17 protein-coding genes and 3 pseudogenes are annotated in these 19,543 nt (G+C 57.7%); 14 read left to right on the top strand and 6 right to left on the bottom strand.

The features are described from left to right. Nucleotides 1-82 precede the first annotated feature (82 nt). Together M0D69_RS12030 and M0D69_RS12035 are read right to left on the bottom strand one after the other, a co-directional pair. Nucleotides 83-1,228, bottom strand: coding sequence for a porin (locus tag M0D69_RS12030; RefSeq protein WP_301782240.1), 1,146 nt, complete (start codon nucleotides 1,226-1,228; stop codon nucleotides 83-85). Nucleotides 1,229-1,802: 574 nt separating this feature from the next. Then, a complete protein-coding gene (locus tag M0D69_RS12035) occupies nucleotides 1,803-2,594 on the bottom strand; it encodes an alpha/beta fold hydrolase (RefSeq protein WP_301782287.1) in 792 nt (263 codons plus the stop codon). 509 nt (nucleotides 2,595-3,103) lie between these two features. Here M0D69_RS12035 and M0D69_RS12040 point away from each other — a divergent pair. From M0D69_RS12040 to M0D69_RS12075, 7 genes and pseudogenes are all read left to right on the top strand, one after another. After that, nucleotides 3,104-3,526 (top strand): annotated as a pseudogene (locus M0D69_RS12040) (transposase); the annotation flags it as partial. 283 nt (nucleotides 3,527-3,809) lie between these two features. Then, nucleotides 3,810-5,213, top strand: coding sequence for an NAD(P)-dependent oxidoreductase (locus tag M0D69_RS12050; RefSeq protein WP_367619705.1), 1,404 nt, complete (start codon nucleotides 3,810-3,812; stop codon nucleotides 5,211-5,213). Continuing rightward, complete coding sequence (locus tag M0D69_RS12055) at nucleotides 5,210-5,611, top strand: hypothetical protein (RefSeq protein ID WP_301782241.1); 402 nt, start codon at nucleotides 5,210-5,212, stop codon at nucleotides 5,609-5,611. The genes M0D69_RS12050 and M0D69_RS12055 overlap by 4 nt, the downstream gene beginning before the upstream one ends. A 239-nt stretch (nucleotides 5,612-5,850) precedes the next feature. Beyond that, nucleotides 5,851-6,846, top strand: a complete 996-nt coding sequence (locus M0D69_RS12060; RefSeq protein ID WP_301782242.1) for an aldo/keto reductase — start codon at nucleotides 5,851-5,853, stop codon at nucleotides 6,844-6,846. Nucleotides 6,847-6,879: 33 nt separating this feature from the next. Beyond that, nucleotides 6,880-7,596 carry a dienelactone hydrolase family protein gene (locus tag M0D69_RS12065; RefSeq protein WP_301782243.1) on the top strand — a complete coding sequence of 239 codons (717 nt, stop codon included), beginning with the start codon at nucleotides 6,880-6,882 and terminating at the stop codon, nucleotides 7,594-7,596. Nucleotides 7,597-8,247: 651 nt separating this feature from the next. Continuing rightward, nucleotides 8,248-9,105: an alpha/beta fold hydrolase gene (locus M0D69_RS12070; RefSeq protein ID WP_301782244.1), complete on the top strand. Its 858-nt coding sequence runs from the start codon at nucleotides 8,248-8,250 to the stop codon at nucleotides 9,103-9,105. A gap of 52 nt (nucleotides 9,106-9,157) precedes the next feature. Further along, a complete protein-coding gene (locus M0D69_RS12075; protein WP_301782245.1) occupies nucleotides 9,158-9,985 on the top strand; it encodes an enoyl-CoA hydratase/isomerase family protein in 828 nt (275 codons plus the stop codon). Nucleotides 9,986-10,148: 163 nt separating this feature from the next. On the opposite strand, the pseudogene M0D69_RS12080 reads toward M0D69_RS12075, so the two are convergent. Then, a pseudogene (locus M0D69_RS12080) lies at nucleotides 10,149-10,863 on the bottom strand (hypothetical protein); the annotation flags it as partial. A 239-nt stretch (nucleotides 10,864-11,102) separates the two neighbouring features. Between M0D69_RS12080 and M0D69_RS12085 the strand changes: the two are divergent. The 4 genes from M0D69_RS12085 to M0D69_RS12100 all read left to right on the top strand — a co-directional run bounded on the left by M0D69_RS12085 (nucleotide 11,103) and on the right by M0D69_RS12100 (nucleotide 14,096). Beyond that, nucleotides 11,103-11,699 (top strand): NAD(P)-dependent oxidoreductase, encoded by a 597-nt coding sequence (locus M0D69_RS12085; protein WP_301782289.1) that lies wholly within the window; start codon nucleotides 11,103-11,105, stop codon nucleotides 11,697-11,699. A gap of 160 nt (nucleotides 11,700-11,859) precedes the next feature. Further along, nucleotides 11,860-12,600, top strand: a complete 741-nt coding sequence (locus M0D69_RS12090; RefSeq protein ID WP_301782246.1) for an SDR family NAD(P)-dependent oxidoreductase — start codon at nucleotides 11,860-11,862, stop codon at nucleotides 12,598-12,600. Between the two features lie 33 nt (nucleotides 12,601-12,633). Beyond that, a complete protein-coding gene (locus tag M0D69_RS12095) occupies nucleotides 12,634-13,245 on the top strand; it encodes a glutathione S-transferase N-terminal domain-containing protein (RefSeq protein ID WP_301782247.1) in 612 nt (203 codons plus the stop codon). 275 nt (nucleotides 13,246-13,520) lie between these two features. Then, nucleotides 13,521-14,096, top strand: coding sequence for a TetR/AcrR family transcriptional regulator (locus M0D69_RS12100; protein WP_301782248.1), 576 nt, complete (start codon nucleotides 13,521-13,523; stop codon nucleotides 14,094-14,096). Between the two features lie 13 nt (nucleotides 14,097-14,109). Here the strand turns inward: M0D69_RS12100 and M0D69_RS12105 are convergent, their stop codons facing one another. After that, nucleotides 14,110-14,295: a hypothetical protein gene (locus M0D69_RS12105; RefSeq protein WP_301782249.1), complete on the bottom strand. Its 186-nt coding sequence runs from the start codon at nucleotides 14,293-14,295 to the stop codon at nucleotides 14,110-14,112. A gap of 578 nt (nucleotides 14,296-14,873) precedes the next feature. Between M0D69_RS12105 and M0D69_RS12110 the strand changes: the two genes are divergently transcribed. The 3 genes and pseudogenes from M0D69_RS12110 to M0D69_RS43745 form a co-directional block, all read left to right on the top strand. Next, nucleotides 14,874-15,761, top strand: coding sequence for an alpha/beta hydrolase (locus M0D69_RS12110; protein ID WP_301782250.1), 888 nt, complete (start codon nucleotides 14,874-14,876; stop codon nucleotides 15,759-15,761). A 796-nt stretch (nucleotides 15,762-16,557) separates the two neighbouring features. Further along, nucleotides 16,558-17,190: a response regulator transcription factor gene (locus M0D69_RS12115; RefSeq protein ID WP_301782251.1), complete on the top strand. Its 633-nt coding sequence runs from the start codon at nucleotides 16,558-16,560 to the stop codon at nucleotides 17,188-17,190. Between the two features lie 146 nt (nucleotides 17,191-17,336). Further along, nucleotides 17,337-17,538: pseudogene (locus tag M0D69_RS43745) on the top strand (transporter substrate-binding domain-containing protein); the annotation flags it as partial. 353 nt (nucleotides 17,539-17,891) lie between these two features. On the opposite strand, the gene M0D69_RS12120 reads toward M0D69_RS43745, so the two are convergent. Together M0D69_RS12120 and M0D69_RS12125 are read right to left on the bottom strand one after the other, a co-directional pair. Beyond that, a complete protein-coding gene (locus tag M0D69_RS12120; protein WP_301782252.1) occupies nucleotides 17,892-18,212 on the bottom strand; it encodes a CcdB family protein in 321 nt (106 codons plus the stop codon). Continuing rightward, entirely contained in the window at nucleotides 18,212-18,454 is a 243-nt protein-coding gene (locus tag M0D69_RS12125; protein ID WP_301782253.1) for a type II toxin-antitoxin system CcdA family antitoxin, read from the bottom strand. The genes M0D69_RS12120 and M0D69_RS12125 overlap by 1 nt, the downstream gene beginning before the upstream one ends. Between the last annotated feature and the right edge of the window lie 1,089 nt (nucleotides 18,455-19,543).

Consider the following 19,543-nt stretch of genomic DNA (forward strand, 5'->3'; position numbering starts at 1 on the left):
TAGTTATCCTAATCGATCGACGTTAGCATAACTTCCTGGAATCATGGGTAATTACAAAGATTTCGGCAGATGCAAACAGCCCCTAGAACGAATGCCGCATCCCAAGCATGGCGGCCGCCTGATTCATTCCCTTGGCCGGCGTGCCGCCAGCGGCGCTAACCGCGTAAGCTGCATTCCGGCTATTCTGCAGGAAGGCTACCTGCGCATAGACCGCCGTGCGCGCAGATAGCGAATAAGTGGCGCGCATCATCTCCATGGTCGCCCGCGTATCTTGCTGGCTGTTGACGATGCGCTGCACCAAGCTGTCAATTGTCAGCGATGGCGTCACCTTGTATTCCCCTTCCAGCACAAACTGATTCGACGTAACGTCGGGCGTCACCAGAGAATCTGCCTTGACGCGCCGGTTTATCCATACCGCACTGAAGATGAACTTGTCGAACTTCAAGTAGCCGTCCACTAACAGGCGCGAGTCTCTATTTCCGCTATCCGCCATAGGCAGGGGCGTGAGACCATTAAACATATTGACGGAGGCGCCCGGACCACCGTTCTGGCGATCGTAGACCACCGTAGTGCCCCAGTTTTTTGCGTCATACCCCAGCATCGCGGACCATTCGCGGCATGCCTCGGCGTTGCCTGGAATGCTGCCCGCGCATGTGCCTTCGCCCGGCGTGTTTGAACCTCCCGCAGGCGACGCGTCCCGGCCAAACGAATAGCTTGCGCCAACGGTCAGGCCATCGAAGCTTTTCCGGTAGGCCACGGTGTTGTCGCTACGCGGGACCTCGAAACCCGAATCAAACGAATCGATCCCATATATGCCCGGCCCAATGAAATCGGCATACAGCGATCCCCATGCCAACATCGTGTACTGACGACCGAAGGTCAATGCGCCGAGCGGCCCATCAAGTCCGACGAAGGCTTGCCGACCGAACAGCCTCCCTCCCTGACCCAGGGTGCCGGTACCGGCGTTAAAACCGCTTTCGAGCGTAAATATAGCGTTATAGCCATCACCGAGCGGCTCGGACCCCTTCACACCCCAGCGCGACGGAAGCTCTCCCGTGAGGCCCTGCATACGCACGACCGACTGGCCGGCCGGATTCGCGTTGTGAATATATTCAACACCGGTATCGACGAGACCGTAGAACACAACGCTCTGCGCCTGCGCAGGCGTACACCAACCGCCCAGCTGGGTCGCCGCAGCGATGACTGATACAACTGTGATTTGCCTCATGTCTCCTCCATTTATTTAATAGTACTAACTTAATAGAATCATTTACCTCCCCAGATTCAAGGTACCTATGAGCATCTTGCCGGTTCGTTTCGATACCCCGGCAGATCCCGAGCCGTAGGTGTTTTCGCCATCAAGGCCTCAACTACATTCCTGCATTCGCTCGGCGCGTCGCGCCGAAGATGCGAATGCGATCCAATGGGAACGTCGCTTCCTCAATGTCTCGGCCAAGTCGCACGAACTTCCGGCATCTACCTGATCGTGTCCCTCGACGTTCCAATGAGCCATGACACTACAACGTTGCAGCAGCGTCCGATCGGGCGTGTTGTTCCATTGCCCCCCAATTCAGGCTTGTTCCCTGCGAAGGCAGCGTTGGGTCGGTTCCGTACGTCGTCGCGACCGACTTTCCGTTTGTGTTCAGCGCGCCTTTCTGGCGCAGTTTATGGCGGGTGTTCCGGCCCTTGCGGCGGCTGGTGTCGGGCTCAAGCCGTTCCACCGTCACCTCGTACTTGGGGTCGCCGCACGATTTTGAACAAATCTCGCGGTGACCCCTAAGACAACTCATCGTCGGAATTTCTTATTCGAGGAATTGAGCTATCAACTCGGGAAAATGCTTGGCACGTTCGATTTGAGTCCAGTGACCGCAGCGGCCAAACACGTGGAGTTGGGCTCGTTGAATTAGCTCAAAGAGGCGAAAACTATTGGAGGCCGGAATTACGCGATCCTCACGACCGTGAAGAATCAAAGTTTCGTGCGGAAGCCCAGCGATCGCGGCCTCGTCCGAGGTCAAGGCTTCGACCCAACGCTGCCGCGGCGCCGGGAACAAGCCGGAATACGATTTTTGAAATCCCGGCTCAATACTCGCGCGGTAGCGCAGCCCCACGAGCTCATCGGTAATCAAGTCACCGTCGAAGGCGAAGAAATCAAGCAAACGCTTCATGTTTTCAAGCGCCGGCTCATAACCCCACACTGCGTCCAAACCAGGCGTTATTGGGAACGGGACACCAACACTACCGCACAACACCAGCCGCCTTACGCGCTCGGGCCGGGAAATGGCGGCCGCGAGCGCCACCGCCCCTCCGAATGAATTGCCAACGAGATCGACCTGCTCAAGGCCAAGCATATCCATCAGATCGAATAATTGGCCTGTCCACGTCCCGATGCTGCATACGAGGTCATCCGGACCTTCACTAAAACCAAAGCCGAACATATCGGGTGCAATCACACGGAAACGGGATGCGAGCGCCGGCATCGTCAGACGCCAATTGGCGTATGCCGAAACGCCCGGACCGGATCCATGTACAAGAATCACCGGTGGGCCTTCACCCATTTCCAGAACATTTGTACGCCATGGGCCCGTCTGGACCATACGGCCGACTTCGGGCCGTGTCGCGGAAAGGGCCGTGCTCATGGACGTGCCGAATTGAAAAATTGAACCGGCGCCGAACGCCGGCATAGTCCGAACACCGCTTTCCATTGGTCGAATGAAGTAGCGGGGCGATGGAGCAACACGCCCGGTCGGGCGCCGCTGCAACGTTGTTGTGTCATGGTTGATTTCCTCCCTAAACACCTCTTTTCGAAGTGCCCGTGTGCCCGCTTTTGTGCGGACAGGTTCGAAGTCTCACTAAATTCCGCCACCATCATCAATCCATAAATCTCGATTGTCAACATTAATATCGAGATTTTACAAAAAAGCGACTCTTACAGTCGCGATGGTTTGTGGGGTCACCAATTCATTTGAACGATGGTTCGTGCGATCGGCGCGTGATTCATGAGGTCCGGCAACATACGAACGCCGAAATCAGCCACGAACCGGGTCGGTGCTGTTCCATGAAATCGAACAGCGTGGCCGGATCGTTTGGCCGGATGTGATGTGATATCGGGGTGGACAGCCAGAGCGGCCTGGTGCACAGCGCGGTGCTCACGCCGGCCAACGTGCATGACAAGCATCCGCTGCCGCAACTGCTGCATGGACGGGAGCGGTGCGTCTATGGCGACAGCGCGTATCCCAGCCAGAAGGCGCTGATCCACAGCAAGGCGCCCAAGGCTCGCGATTTCACGAATTAGCGCGCACGCGGCGCTGGCAGGGAAGTCGATGAGGCGCAGCGTGGCAAGAACCGCAGCAAGTCGAAGATCCGCGCTCGGGTCGAGCATGTCTTCGCGGTGGTCAAGCGACTGTGGGGCTTTACCAAGGCGCGCTATCGCGGGCTGGCGAAGAATGCGAACCGGGCCTTCGTGGCGCTGGCGCTAGCCAACGTTTACCTGTCGCGCCGACGCTTGATGGCAGCAGTCTCTCTTTGACGGATGCCTAAGTAGGCACAGCGCCCGGGCATGCCTTATGGTCTGCCTGCGGATAGGTCTACCTGCGGATATCCCACAGTCCCTCACGAAGAAATAGCTTGACATTGTAGAGTTCGATCATAATACTGATTGTGAATTATGATCGGACTCCAGATTAGAGCTGAAACAGAGCAAAGTCTGACATGGGTACGCAGACCTCAATTGGGGAGATATTGGGAATTGTTAGTACTCCAAATATCGATCCGCGGTCGCTACCGGCGTGAAATTCATGTGGAAATCAGCCATGAAAACCGCAGCGCAACTTTTGAATGAGTTCCTCACTCTGGCGCACAACCCGAAGGAGGCCGCCGCCTTGTTCGCTGAAGATGGAGTTGTCGAGCTTCCGTATCTGGCAGACCTCGGCATGCAGTCGCAATACAAAGGGCTCGCCGAAATTGAATCTCTGTATGCATTGCTTCTCCAGCTTGTTCCTGAGTGGGAGTTCAGGGACGCGGTCGTGCTGATTGATACCCCGGAGCGTGCATTTGCCGAATACAAGGTGGATGCGCTCGCCGTCACGACTCAGCGGCCGTTCAAGCAGCATTTCTTTGGCTACATCCACGTGGAAAACGGAAAGATCAAGCTGCTACGCGAGGCTCTGAACATCGTGGCGACAGCGCGCGCGTTCTTCCCCAACGGATTGGCTGATATTGCGCAACCCGAAGCCCAGGAGAAGATGCACATCGATGGCGGTCCGATCGGGATTGCCGTCCTGGACGATTACCAGCACGCCGCTCTCTCGCTTGCCGACTGGTCATCGCTGAAGCCGTGGGCGAGCATCACTATCTTCCATGACCATCTGGCGGAAGCAGATGCGGTCGTCGCAAGACTGAAGCCATTTGCTGTCGTGTGCGTGATGCGGGAGAGAACGCCCCTCACCCGCGACATTTTGCAACGCCTGCCGAGCCTCAAGCTGATCGCGTCGACTGCACCTCGCAATGCCTCGATTGATACCGATACCGCCGATCGGCAGGGGATCAAGGTCGCTCACACGGGTTATACATCCACCCCCACCGTCGAACTGACATGGGCGCTCATTCTTGGTAGCGCCCGCCACATCGCAAGCGAAGGCGAGTCCTTGAGACGAGGAGGTTGGCAGCAGTCCGTTGGCGACGATCTATCGGGAAAGACACTTGCCGTCCTAGGGCTTGGCAATGTCGGTCGAGAAGTCGCCAGGATCGGCTTGGCATTCGGAATGAATGTAATCGCCTGGAGCGAGAACCTCACCCCGGAGCGCGCTGCGGCGGCCGGTGCAGAGTTGGTATCGAAGGAAGCGTTGTTCAAGCAGGCCGATTTCTTGAGCGTCCACCTCGTCCTGAGCCAAAGAACAAGGGGTTTGGTCGGAGCCGAAGAACTGTCCCTGATGAAATCGACGGCCCGTTTGATAAATACCTCTCGCGCTCCGATTGTCACTGAGTCCGACTTGGTTGAAGTACTTCGTGCCCGGAAAATCGCGGGAGCGGCGATCGACGTATTCGATCAGGAGCCGCTCACGCCGAACCACCCTTTCCGGACGATGACTAACGTGCTTGCGACGCCGCACATCGGCTACGTGTCGCGGGGGCTCTACGAAACCTTCTACCGGGACACAGTCGCCAATATCAGGCGCTGGATCGAACAGTCTTCAATCAGAGAGAGGAATCAATGACAACAATAAAGGCGATGCGGCTAGCTTCGCTGGTCACGGCAATCAATGTCCTGGTCGCGAGCGGTTTTTCCATCGCGGCGATCATTCGTCCGCAATATCTGGTCCCTGCCGAATCCGTTCCAACGGAGGCGTCGTTGATATTGGCGATGTACGCGGCGGCACGCACAATTCCTCTGGCATTGTTCGCATTGGGGGCGATCTACAAGCAGGCGGCGCCTTCGTTGCTGATCCTGGGTGCGCTCGCCGGCGCCATGCAATTGCTGGATGCCGGAATCGGTCTGTTTGAGCATGATCTTGGGAAATGCGCTGGGCCACTCTTTATCGCCGTCCTCCAATTCTTCGTGGTGTATCTGCTTCACAGATCCGTGCGGATCACGCCGCAAACCGAGCGCGGATGAACGCACGCTACGGCCCGGCACTTCCAAGTTCGCCCCAATTGCGCGGTGAAGCTGATGCAGCGCATTCGAGAGAAGAAATGGTCCGATCGTCGAAAGCGTTTTGGATCGAGAAGCCTAGCGGTTAGACAGCGCCGCGTCCTGGCGAGCTTGGCGGCAGAATTCGGCATCCTTTCTGTTGGGCGTGAAACGTCGGAGACACGGCCCGATTTGTCCAAAAATCACATCGCGGGGGGATTTTCATGCAGTTCACGAAGTTCAGCCGAACGGGTCTGTCTGTCTCCCGTCTCTGCTTAGGCACAGGAACATTCGGCAAACAGACCGATGAAGCCGAGTCGATTCGGGTCTTCGACAAGGCGGCGGACGCCGGTGTGAATTTCATCGACACTGCGGACGTCTACCCGGGCGGCGCAGATTTGCCTGAAGTCGGCCGAGCAGAGGAAATCACCGGCCGCTGGCTGAAAGGCAAGCGCAACAGATTCATTCTGGGGACCAAGGCGGGAGGGCCGATGGGGTCATCCCCTTGGGATCGTGGCTCGTCTCGCAAGCACCTTCTTGACGCGATCAACGCATCCCTGCGGCGTTTGAACACCGACTATGTGGATCTCTATCAACTCCACATGGATGACCCGGTGACGCCGCTGGATGAGACCGCCGAAGCGCTCGACGCCATCGTCCGTTCGGGCAAGGCCCGCTATATAGGCGTTTCAAATTTTCTGGCCTATCGATTGGCCCGCGCTATCGGCCGCCAGGATACGCTGAGGTTAGTGCGCTTCGTCTCGGTGCAGCCTCGGTACAACCTTCTGTTCCGGGAGATCGAGCGGGAACTGTTGCCGCTGGCTCAAGAGGAAAACCTAGCGGTGATCCCATTCAACCCGCTGGCCGGTGGCCTCCTTAGCGGGAAATATCAGCTGGACGATAAGCCGGAAAAGGGACGTTTTTCGGCGGAAGTCGGACAGTTCGGCGCCACGTATAAGGCCCGCTACTGGCATCAGCCCGAGTTCGTGACGGTCGGCAAGCTGCGTGAGATCGCTGGCGAGGAAGGCGAAGCGCTGCCGAAACTGGCAGTCGCCTGGATTCTGGCGAACCCGGCTATTACGTCCGTCATTCTCGGTGCGAGCCGAACCGAGCAATTGACCGACACGCTCGCTGCCGCGGACTATAACCTCCTACCGGAACTGAAGACGAAGCTCGACGACCTCTCTGCAGAGTACCGCCGCGGCGACGCAGCGCGTTAGAGGATTGCGCAAGCGGGGCTAAATTGGTCCGGGTTGGGGGTCTTCGACTTCCTATTTTCCTCAAAGCAAAGGATTCCATCCATGGGAACGCACATCAAATTGACTGCCAGCGACGGCCACGAGTTCGGTGCCTATCGCGTCGATCCAGCGGGGGCGCCCAAGGGCGGCATCGTCGTCATTCAGGAAATCTTCGGCGTCAATCACCACATTCGCTCAGTCGCCGACCGTTTTGCTGCGCTCGGTTACGTCGCGATTGCGCCGGCCCTGTTCGATCGCATTGAAGCGGGGTTCGAATGCGGCTATTCGCCGGAAGAAGTGCAGGGCGCAATGCGCTTTGTCGCCAACAATCCACCAATGCAGGCCTGGATGTTGGACGTCGCTGCCGCACGCGAGGCGATTGCTGACGTCGGCAAGCTCGCGGTCACCGGCTTCTGCCTCGGCGGAACGCTGACCTATGGCGCGGCGGTCAATCTGCCGGGCTTCTCGGTGGCAGTCGGCTATTACGGTGGCCAGATCGTTGGGATGGCGGATCAGTCCCCGAAAGTCCCGACCATGCTGCATTTCGGTGAGTTGGACGCGCACATCCCGATGAGCGACGTCGAGACGATCAAGTCGAAGCAGCCGTCGGTCGATGTCTACACCTATAACGCTGATCACGGCTTCCAGTGCGACGAACGCGATAGCTTTGCCCCCGAAGCAGCTCAAATCGCTTGGGGCCGCACCCTGCGCTTCATCGACAGTCATATGTAAGATGGACGTCCTTCTCCTCGCAAAGAACTCACCACATCCGCTTTGGCGCACGGATCACCTTGATGGCGAGGTGATCGACGTGAGGCCCAAACACCACGCAGCAGGAATTCGACCACTTGGCCGCCCAGCCTGCCAGTCGCTCCCGTGACCAGGATTTTGGTCATCGGAGTTTTTCAGGCAACGGGTTCCGCCGGTGCGTCGAACTGCTCAAGCTTGCCGCCGGCGAAGCCCCGTCGGGGTCTCCGGAGCATTGAGCACCGTGTAAGGGAAAACCGATGGGATCGCGCTCACCTCCAACTGGTTGCGGGTTTCGATCGAAATCATGGTGGCGCTTCTTAAGGATGACGGAGTGTGTACGGAATGGAGTGTTTGAAAAGCGTGCGATGCGCAGACATGTTCTGTTACGCGAAGTTGTATCGATGGCGCGGACGAGCGACATCGTGGCGCCGGTGATGACGCACAGGTCCCGGGCGGGTGATCAGCTACGGCAGTAGTGCCGCAGAACTCACCCGCACGACACAGACTATCGGCCTTGCCGACGGTCCCGAAATTGTCGCGCGGATCTTCCAGGGCAAGGTTCAGGGCAGCACCGTCGTCGACGTTAGCGCCTGAGTTCCCGCCCTTTCAATTCAGAACAACAAGGAGAACCAAATGCCTCAAGTCGATCTCGCCGCCACCGCGCCGACCCAGTTCCAGGATATCGGCGGTGTGAGCCTCGCCTATCGTCACTTCGGCAAGCAGGGCGCCCCGCCGGTGGTGTGCTTTCAGCATTTCACCGGCACGATCAACAATTTCGATCCGATCCACTCCAACCGCCTGGCACAAGACCGCCCGGTGATCCTGGTCGATTATCGGGGCGTCGGTCGCTCGAGTGGCGAGATGCCGGACTCGATCCCCGCTACCGCGGCCGACATCATCGCCTTCGTCAAGGCGCTCGGGCTGAAGCAGATCGATCTGTTCGGTTTCTCGCTCGGCGGCATGGTCGCGCAGCAGGTGGTGCTTGACGCGCCCGAACTGGTGCGGCGCATCCTCCTCGCAGGCACCGGCCCGTCGGGCGGCGAAGGCATGCAGGAATATACGCCCGAGGTGCAGGAGATCGTCAATCGACCCAACAGCACCCCGCAGGAACGCACGCTCGACCTGTTCTTTTTGAAGAGCCCGGCGAGCTACGCGGCGGGCAAGGCTTGGCTCGAGCGGATCGCCGCGCGAAAGGTGGACCGCGAACCGGAAGCGAAGCCCCAGGTCGCCGAGGCCCAGCTCGTCGCTCTTGCCAAATGGGGTGCGATCCCTGCGACAGACCGCTACGGCGATTTGAAGAAGATCAAGCAGCGCACGCTCGTTGTCAACGGCAAGAACGACATCATGGTGCCGACCATCAATTCCTACATCCTTCAGCAGAATCTGCCGGATGCCCGGCTTATCCTTTACCCGGATTCCGGGCATGGCGCGCACTTCCAGTTTAATGAAGAGTTCGCCGAAGAAGCCGCACACTTCTTCGCTGCGCCGTAAACCAACGCGACCACCGCCAGGGCGGCCATGAAGAATTCAACAGGAGCAGAAGATGACAGAATCCAGCACCATCAGCCTGGACCGGCTGAGCCCTCATATCGCCAAGGTGACATTCTCGAATCCGCCTGCGAATCTGATCGTCCCCGAGACGGTTTCGCGGCTGCACGAGATCGTCGTCGAGTTGAGCGAGGATCCGGACATCAAGGTTGTGCTGTTCTCGAGCAGCCTGTCCGAGTTTTTCTTCAACCACTTCGATCTCAATTATGCGTCGGACTTCCCGGCTCTGCCGGGCGTCGAGGCCAAGCCGACTTGGACCGATCTCGTCGTGCGGATGACCGAGGCGCCGTTCATCAGCATCGCGTCCATCCGGGGCAGGACCCGAGGCGGCGGCAACGAACTGACACTTGCCTTCGATCTTCGCTATGCCAGTTGCGAGAAGGCGATCTTCGGTCAGCCTGAGGTCGGCACAGGCATTCTTCCGGGCGGAGGCGGCAGCGAACGGTTGCCCCGCTTTGTCGGCCGGGATCGTGCCCTAGAGGCAATCCTGAGCAGCGACGACTATGATGCCGATCTGGCGGAGAAATGGGGATGGGTGACGCGCGCCCTTCCCGACGCAGAGCTTGACGGGTTCGTGGAGAAGCTTGCAGCCCGCTTAGCCTCGTTCGACCGACAGGCGCTGGCCGCGGGCAAGGCTCAGATCAATCGGGCATCGCTGCCGCCGCAGGGCGATCTCTTCGCAGCCTATGGCGAATATGTGGGCTCACTATCCTGGTCGGGCTTTCAGGCCCGCATGCCAGGCTTCGGGCAGCGGATCGCCGAAAAAGGGCTCGTCGAGATCGAGCTCAATCTCGGCGCCTATATTGGCGGGGCGAAAGCCTGACCATGGCCGACGCGGCAAAGCCCCTTGCGCTGGTCACAGGCCGTCGGTCCAGGAGCCGGCGCCGCGATAGCGAGCCGGTTTTCCGAGGGCGGTTATCGTGTGGCGATGCCGGCGCGCGATGCGGCCGCCTGTCGAGAGTGCGCCATTCCGGGGGCTGAAACTTCTATGCCGCCTCCTTTAGCGCCGCTGGTTCTTCCGGTCTCATTCCGGGAAACCAGCGAACGAAGGTTTTCCGCAGATCGTCGTTCAGGACCTGCACGCGGGTTTGCAGCAGCAGATGCGCGCCGCGCTGGGTCCAACGCATCTGATGCTTTTTCACAGAGCGCTTGCTGACCACATAGTTCACGGTCGACTCGACAAACGCCGTGGAAATCGTCTTATCGTGCCGGTAGCGGTCGCCGTAGTTCGGAATGAACGCCTGGTTGGTCCCGATATAGGTGCGGAATTCCCGTACTGCCTTCTCTGGTTTCTTCTTGTTTGCCAGGCTCTCTTCCAGCATCTCCAGATCGTCGTCCAGGTCATCAATCCGTTGCAGGGCGTGCGGAACATTGCCATGCCAGAGATTCCATTTGACGCTTTCCAGGTGTTTCTCCAGATCGGCCAGCCCCGTTGCAGTTTCCGGGCATTTGTCGCCGGGCGTCAGTTCCGCCGTCATCCCCTTGATCATCTGCCTCATGACGGTCAAGCGCATGGTGATGTGGAACCAGTCGAGCAGATGTTCGGATTCCGGGCTGAGATAGTGCTGCAGATCACGCACGGTGGCGCCGCACGGACGTGGGGCTGATCTCTTCGGCGATCGGCAGGACTTCCGTCAGCAACTCAACGCTCAACCCATAGCACATCAGCGAAGCGAACCTGGTCTCCGGATACAGTAGTTGATGACAGCAGTCTCTCTTCGACGGATGCCTAAGTAGGCACAGCGCCCGGGCATGCCTGATGGTCTACCTGCGGATATCCCACAGTCCCTCACGAAGAAATAACTTGACATTGTAGAGTTCGATCGTAATACTGATTGTGAATTACGATCGAACTCCAGATTGGAGCTGAAACAGAGCAAAGTCTGACATGGGTACGCACACCTCAATTGGGGAGATATTGAGAATTTTTAGTATTCCAAATTGGTAGCGCCCGCCACATCGCAAGCGAAGGCGAGTCCTTGAGACGAGGAGGTTGGCAGCAGTCCGTTGGCGACGATCTATCGGGAAAGACACTTGCCGTCCTAGGGCTTGGCAATGTCGGTCGAGAAGTCGCCAGGATCGGCTTGGCATTCGGAATGAATGTAATCGCCTGGAGCGAGAACCTCACCCCGGAGCGCGCTGCGGCGGCCGGTGCAGAGTTGGTATCGAAGGAAGCGTTGTTCAAGCAGGCCGATTTCTTGAGCGTCCACCTCGTCCTGAGCCAAAGAACAAGGGGTTTGGTCGGAGCCGAAGAACTGTCCCTGATGAAATCGACGGCCCGTTTGATAAATACCTCTCGCGCTCCGATTGTCACTGAGTCCGACTTGGTTGAAGTACTTCGTGCCCGGAAAATCGCGGGAGCGGCGATCGACGTATTCGATCAGGAGCCGCTCACGCCGAACCACCCTTTCCGGACGATGACTAACGTGCTTGCGACGCCGCACATCGGCTACGTGTCGCGGGGGCTCTACGAAACCTTCTACCGGGACACAGTCGCCAATATCAGACGCTGGCTCGAAGAGTCTTCAACGGGATGAACGCCTCGACGGTTTCGCCGTCCGGGTTTGTGCCGATGGAATTGTCGTGAGGTCACCCAAATCAGCAGCCAGGATGTGGGTTCATTGACAATTGTGGTCAACATTGACTCTTAGGTTGGGTCAGATGACCCCGTCGCTAATCAAAGATAAGGAGTGCTTTATGTTGCTTGCGAAGGCTGTTGTTGTGGGTGTCGGTGCTGAGGATGGTCTTGGGGCGGCGTTAAGCCGTTGCTATGCAGCTAACGGTCGCCACGTCCTGGTCGCCGGACGCACGCTCGAAAAAGTGGAGAGGGTTGCAGCCGCGATCCGGCACAACGGTGGCCGCGCGAGCGCCTATGCCATCGATACGACGCAGGAAGATGATGTCATCCGACTGTTCGATGCTGCAATGACCAGCGACGAGGATGGCGGTCCCGCCGACCTGGTCACCTATAACGTCGGTAGGAACCTGAAGATCGATTTTCGACAGATGGACGCCTCGACGTTCGAGGACTTCTGGCGGATGAACACTCTCGGGGGATTTCTGGTGGGCCGTGAGGCGGCGCGACGTTTTGTGCCGCTCGGCCGCGGCTCCATCTTCTTCACCGGGGCCACGGGATCGCTTCGCGGCATGCCTGGTTTTGCCCAGTTCGCCGCGAGCAAGGCGGGTCTGCGCATGATCTCGCAGAGCATGGCGCGCGAGTTCGGGCCGCAGGGCATTCATGTCGCGCACGTCATCGTCGACGGCGCGATCGATGGAGAGCGAGTGCGGTCGCTGTTCCCTGGCGCCTTCGAGCAGCTCGGTGAGAACGGCATGCTCAACACCAATGCGGTCGCTGAGACTTATTGGCAACTCCATCTGCAGCATCCGTCCGCTTGGACGCAGGAGCTGGATGTCCGCCCGTTCAAAGAACAGTTCTGAAGCTTTGACACTAGTCCTAATATGGAGAAAACGATGAAACTTGTTGGCCCCTGGATTTCCGGATTTACGCGCCGAACTGCTATCACGATGAAGCTGCTCGGAATTCCATTCGAGCATCTCAACCTCAACGCCTATACCGACAAGGAAGAAGTTCGACGCTACAGTCCGATGGGCAAGGTGCCGGCGCTCGTTCTGGATAGCGGCGAAGTCCTGATCGATAGCGCCGGCATCATTGACGTGTTGCACGAGATGGTCGGGCCCGAGAAGGCTCTCCTCCCGCAGTCCGGCGCCCCGCGTCTTAGGGCATTGCAACTTGTCGGGGTCGGCCTTGCCATCTACCCGAAGCTCAGCGCCTTATTCGACGAAAGCCTGCGCCCGGAAAACTATCGCCTGCAGTCTGCGATAGAGGGTTTCGCCGAGCAGGCGATTGTCGGGTACAAGATCCTCGAGGAGGAGGCCGGAGATGGCTGGTACGTGAACGACACGCTCAGCCAGGCCGACATCATGGCCGTCGTCTGCTACGAGGCGGCTGCTCAGTTTGTCCTTCCCGATGTTGTCACCCCGGTGAATTTTCCACGCCTAGCAGCGCTGGCTGAGCGCGCGATAAAGATCGACGCCTTCGCATCCACTGTGCCGCACCTCTAAATGCCTCGCATGGCCCTCTCGCAGTCGAGGCAGGATACAAGCGGGATCGATGAGCGGCTCCGGGATAGCGACTACATCGCCGAGGCTTACTCGATTGCCGACATTGCGTGCTATCCGTGGATTAGGCTGCACGCTCGTCAGGCCAGGAGCTGGAGGACTTCCCTCAGGTGCGCCGCTGGTAAGTTGATGCCATCGGACTTGTCGACGCAAGTGATTAAGATTATGCTTGAAATCTTAAGTAAGGATCAACGAGTCAACTCTTAGGTCGTGGACAAATGGGGCACTCACAAGCGGATAAGGCGGCATCTCATGATGCGATCCTTGAGATCGCTGCGAAGCGGTTCCGTGAGCTAGGAATCGACGGAATCGGAGTCGCAGACGTAATGCGGGAGGCCGGACTCACAGTGGGAGGTTTTTATAAGCACTTCGAGTCGCGTGAAGAGCTGGTCGCGGAGGCGCTTGCGGCCGCTTTCAAGGACCTCGACGTCTGGGAGGACAACGCGGACGACCTCGCAGCGTCGATTCGTGGGTACCTTTCCAAGCAACATAGGGATGATCCGGGCAGCGGTTGCGCGATGGGCGCACTACTGGGAGATGTCGGCCGGAGCAGCGAGACGATTCGCGATATTTACACGAAAAGGATCACTCGCAATCTTGAATTCTTCCAAGAAAGAATGGCTGATCAACAGCCCGCCGAGAGGCGCGCCAAAGCTTTAGCCATCCTCTGCAGCATGCTAGGGGCAATTGGGTTATCGCGTGCCGTTAACAATCCCGTCTTATCAAGTGAGATTCTGAGCACCGTCGCGCGCCAACTCATTGCGCAGTTGCCGAAAGACACTAGTCGCGGCTAACGGCAGTTGGGCGTTACATCTTGCGCACCACCACGCCGTTGTTGGTCTTCGCTAGACCGTTATCGTTGCTGTGTCGCGGGCGACTACGCGTGAACTCGATATTCAGCTTGTTCGACATCCCAGCCGCCCGATGATTGACGTACTCGCCGCCGTTGTCAACGTGAGAGCCCATGATCACGAATAGAAACTGATCGAGCATCTGGCTTGATGATGGATGATAGATATACCTCGGAGATCGTTTGCACCGTGGATGCCATCTCCCACTGCGTGACACAAACAATCGCTGATGTGATACAGGCCCTCGACACCGTCGAGGTCGCCCTGATGGACGCTTTCGATGGGATGAGCCGGGGACGTGCCTCGGAGCGGCGGCGCGCGGTGAATGCCGATCGTTACCGGCCTGGTCTGCCGGGTCTTGGTCTGCACGACGCGCCCCTCGCGCTTCGTTCATATTGATCACCTTCCGGTGATGATGATCGACCCGCCGCACTGGCCGGCTGCCAATCGCCGTTTCCCCAGGCTCATTCCTCGTCGGAATCACACCCGCACCTTCAGGCTCTTATCTTATTGAGCAAGACTCCGTATTGACAATTTTGGCGCATGATCATAATCTTGTGTATCTGGATTACACAATGGCAATTGTCGGCTGCTTGTCTGAAAAATTGGGCGCCGATCGGCGCATGGAATTGCTGATAAAAGGGTAAAACCAACACAAAGGTCGGGGAGGAAATGACGTCAATCGGGGGCGTTGCCCCCTAAATCATCAGGAGAACGAAGATGTCCATGCAACAACTGGCAAGAATTCTTGAAATCGGTGCCGAAAATCCCCCTCCAACAAATGCCACGCCGGACATGATGCGCGCATGGCTAGACGAGGTTACGAGCTACCTGCCCGTGGCGGAAAACGTCAAAATCAAGCGCGTGAAGTGTGGTCCATGTGAGGGCGATTTGATCTTGCCCAAAGGTGGGGATGACTCGCGCCTCATCATTTTTTATCACGGCGGTGGCTTCGTCTTTGGTTCGAGTCGCACACACCGAGTCATCGCTTCCAACTTGGCACGCGCCGCGGGGAGCGCCACGTTGGTGCCCGATTACCGCCTCGCCCCCGAAAATCCAGCTCCCGCCGCCCACAATGATGCATTCGCTGTGTATAAATGGGCCCTGAGTCAGGGTTACACCCCTGGCAGTGTGGCTTTAAGCGGAGATTCAGGGGGAGGCAATTTGGCGCTTGCCACCGCGGTGCACGCCAAGGAGGCTGGGCTTGCGCTACCTAGTTCGTTGACGCTGGCGTCGCCCTGGTTGGATTTCGCGAAGGAGGGTGCCTCTCATTGGAAGGTGCCCGACGATCCAGTCATTTCCACAGAACTGTTGAACCTGTTGACGTCTTGCTATCTTTGCGTCGGCGACCACAAGTCGCCCAAAGTGACGCCGTTCTATTCGGACTTTACCGGTCTGCCTCCGACGCTGGTGCATGTGGGTAGTTGGGAGAGATTGCATGACGACTCGATCACGGTTGTTGCGCGGATGAAGGCAGTCGGCGTGGCGGCTGAATTGAAAATTTTTGACGGCATGTTCCATGGTTGGCAACTCTACGCTCCGATGCTGGATGACGGCATGGCTTCGATCGAAGAGTTTGCAGCGTTTATAAGGGCGCATCAGGTGTGACGTTTCATGTCGATGTTGCGTCTGAGCCAGTAGTTCTGCGGCGTCATGAGCGATTCCTTTCCCGGAGTGTGATCTTCTGCAAGCGGAAAAAGTGAGTGAACGGGACTGCGAGCGAGTTTGTTACAGAATTAAAATCTACGTTCTGATGCGTGGACCGTAGTGGGGAAATCTTGGGCGCGTGCAGTAATATCGCCAATTTCTTTTCCGACCGACAACCGATGTCCAATACGGTTAGCATGGGCGGGCTTAACCGGCACCCCAATGTCATCAGTTAGAAATTCGCATCTACGCCAGTAACCGTAGACGTGTTGTCGCGATAGCCCTTTGCCAATCGTGCGACGAGATCGGACTTCTCGGGCACAAGCTGCGTCGTGGCAAAGGGAACACGGGCTGGTTGCAGCAACAGCGAGATTGAACGAGAAGTTGATGGAAAAGACTGAAAGGTCCTCGTGTGACGCACCATTCAAAGCTTCGAGAGCGGGAACTGTGTTGTCAGTTGTACTGTGTTCTTCGTCAAGCCACGTTAGCGCACCTTGACGAAATTAGGCTGCCGCTGATCACCAGAAGCGGATGCCCGTTTTTCGCCCGAATTCTTGCTTTGATGGGCATCGCGCTGTTGAGGTGGTCGCCCACGATTCCTTGCGACTGGCCAAAAAACGTGCCGGGGCTCCGGCACGTTTTTTGGGCAGAGGCTGACGGAGACAGCGAGATGCGGCGTGAAAGTTGCGTAAGTCGTTGCTTTTGTCGATTTGACGGTGATGTCGATCCACATTCGGCTCGACAGTGGAGAAGCGAAATGATCAAGATCCTGATTGCAGACGGTCACGTGCTGGTGCGTTGCGGGTTGAGGCGGATCATCGCGGCGACGACCGATATCGCCGTCGCCGACGAAGCAGCGCGAGGCTTCGAGGTGGTCGACAAACTACGCATCGGCTATGTCGATCTGGTCTTGCTGGAGATGGCGATGCCCGGCATCAGCGGCGTCGACCTGATCCGCCGTGTGCGTGCCGAGAGGCCGCGATTGCCGGTGCTCGTTTTCAGCACCTGTAACGAAGCTCACGTCGCATCGCGCGCGCTGCGTGCGGGCGCCACCGGCTATGTGACAAAGAACAGCGATCCGGATGTCCTGCTTGCTGCGATTCGTCAGCTCGCCAGCGGCGGGCGATTTATTGATCCGAAGTTGGTGGACGCGATTATCTTCGAGACCTACGAGGGCGACGCGCCTCCGTACGAGGTCCTGTCCGGCCGTGAGTTTCAAGTACTGCAGATACTCGCTGCCGGCAGGAGTATCAACGACACCGCGCTCGGATTGGCGCTTAGTGCGAAGACCATCAGCACCCACAAAATGCGCCTCATGCAAAAGCTCGGACTAGGCAACAACGCAGAGCTGATGCGCTATGCGATCAGGCACGGTCTAGTCTGTGGCTGACGATTTTGGGATGCTGAATTAATCATAAATTCGAGGCAAATTGGCCAAGTCTTATCGCCTGCAACTTGCCTGCCCAAGAGAAGGATATTGCCGCCCATGTCGTGAATGTACATGGACCTCTCGAATTTACAATTGCTGAGCTTCGCGTCGATCTGGGCAATGCGCTGTACGACAGGCTCCAAGGCAAAATGTGTCTGGGTGCGAAGCTTCGATGGTCTTATTCCCGGCCAGCAACTTCGACGTTATCCATTTATCGATAGCTGCAACGGCGAAGCGGCGTGAGCAGATCGATTTCACGAACCGGCTGTAAGCAATCAGACGAAACTGGTCGCGCGCAAGGATTCCGGCTTTGAAGAACACTAGGCACCGGCTCAAGCAGAGATCGCAATAGACAATAGTTTAGTTATCTAAATTATTTGACATAAACTAAACCACATTTTCGTCAGCTATACGAATCATTTGCGTCTGCTGGGCCGAGCGAAGACCAAACCCCAATGAAAGCATGTTAAGTCTGTGACTCACATGACACAGCAGTTCACGAATCACGAGGAGGGCGGCAGTGCCGGGCAGTGAGATAGATGGAAGCATAAGACGTTGGCGATCAACTTTAGCGCGCAACGCCGAGTGTCAAAAGATCCGCTGATGTCCGCACCTTGGCCAGTTTTCGCCTGCGAGACCGACCGTCGCCATGTTGCCTTCGGTCAGTGGGCGCCGAAGATCCGGTCGAGCGCGGCCAATATGGCATCGCGGTGATCCGCAAGGGAGCCGATGCGCCTGCCGAGCGCGTTCAACGGAACAGCGCTCATGGCAGGCGTGTCGAGGAAGTGTTTCTCGCCATTGATCTCGAAGACCGGCAGCAAATCGGACGGTTTGCCTGAGAACCCGAGATCCGGGGTAGGTCGCAAAGGAATCACGATGCGCGTGGGCAAGATTCCGACATGCGTGCTCTGCACGTCGAGCAGGTACGGCGCAAGGCGCCGCGTCTGATCGTCGGGGTTACCGTAGAGATCAAAACGCGCCATTAAAACGTTCTGTATTTCGCGAGCGGCAGCCCGTCGCGTTCAACCATCGCAGTGTATGCTGCGACCAACTCGGCATTGTCGTCGGCCCAACGGCGAGCCTCAGTCTCCTGAATTTCTTCGCGCACGCCACGCTCACTCGCGCGCGAAAGGTTGATCCCCAGCTCCTTGGCCCGCGCCAGGACTTCAGGCGGCAATGTGACGTTCGTGGACTTGCGCGCCCGGACTTCGAGTGCCTTACCCATGTGTATTCCATGTTTGAAAACATGTGCATTATAGTCCACATGCATGATGATCGCGCTCGACTGAAGCACTTTTGTTCACTCGATTATCTATCCAACCCAATGATTTAAAATGAATTTGCATTTTCCACTGGTCAGTTTTCCATCTCTGCTTCCTGAAGCAGTCGCGACCACTCTTGATCCTTTCAGGCGTGTTACAGCCTTTCAATAACCACGCGACGCAGTTGTGACCCAGCGTTAGCCAGTGATCATGCAGTCTCATCCTGTTTCGGCAACCGGCAGGCGGGTGCACATGGGTAGGTCGGCGTATATGTCGGCAAAGGCTCGGGGTGAACGGGCGAAATCGACTCTACGAACACATCGGCCAAGCGCTAAGTTTGTGACGGTCGATTCTTGCAAAAAAAATGAAATTTGAGGGAGTGCTGCTACCTCTAGTTCCTGGAGCGAGCATATCGGCGAGTGCGTAACGTTCATCACGGTCGCGCGGGATGGATGCAACTTTCACGTGCAAGCCGTATGCGGTCAGTTCATCGGCAACGTCAATGAATTCGGCTTCATCGGCCACATTCAGTTGGAGTGTTGAGATGCCGGTTATGCGCGTTGTCGTCAGCGGCCCGAACGGCAAACGAATACTTTTACGCGGGTGACGAGGCACATCAACTATTGCAGCGCGCGGCGCGAACGGCGGAACGTTTTCGCGTCAATGTAGCTCAGGTCATCCTGCACGGATGGGTACCGCGCCAAGCCCTCCCCTGGCGCGCCACGCCGCGCGCGTTTCCTGGCTGCGCCGCGCTGCAGTCGATCCCGCAATTCAGGTGCAAGCCCGATAGCGGGCTTCTTGTTACCCGAGCCGGCGCGGGCCGTGCCAGCGGCGCAAGGGGAGGCGCTAGGGGATGCCCCGACAATGGACGGCCTCACGAGGGGAGGGTGGCTGTTACTTCGCCCTGATGAGCCAGGAGATAACGGCGCTAACCGGTCGCATTTCAGTGCCGCCCGCGAGCTGGGGTTGGACGGTGACATGGCGGCTTACCGTGGCCGTTACCGAGCCGATGTAAAGCAATTCACCGCTCTCATCCTGGTAACCTTGCTCTA

The organism is Caballeronia sp. SEWSISQ10-4 2, from assembly GCF_030464885.1.
Taxonomy (GTDB): domain Bacteria; phylum Pseudomonadota; class Gammaproteobacteria; order Burkholderiales; family Burkholderiaceae; genus Caballeronia.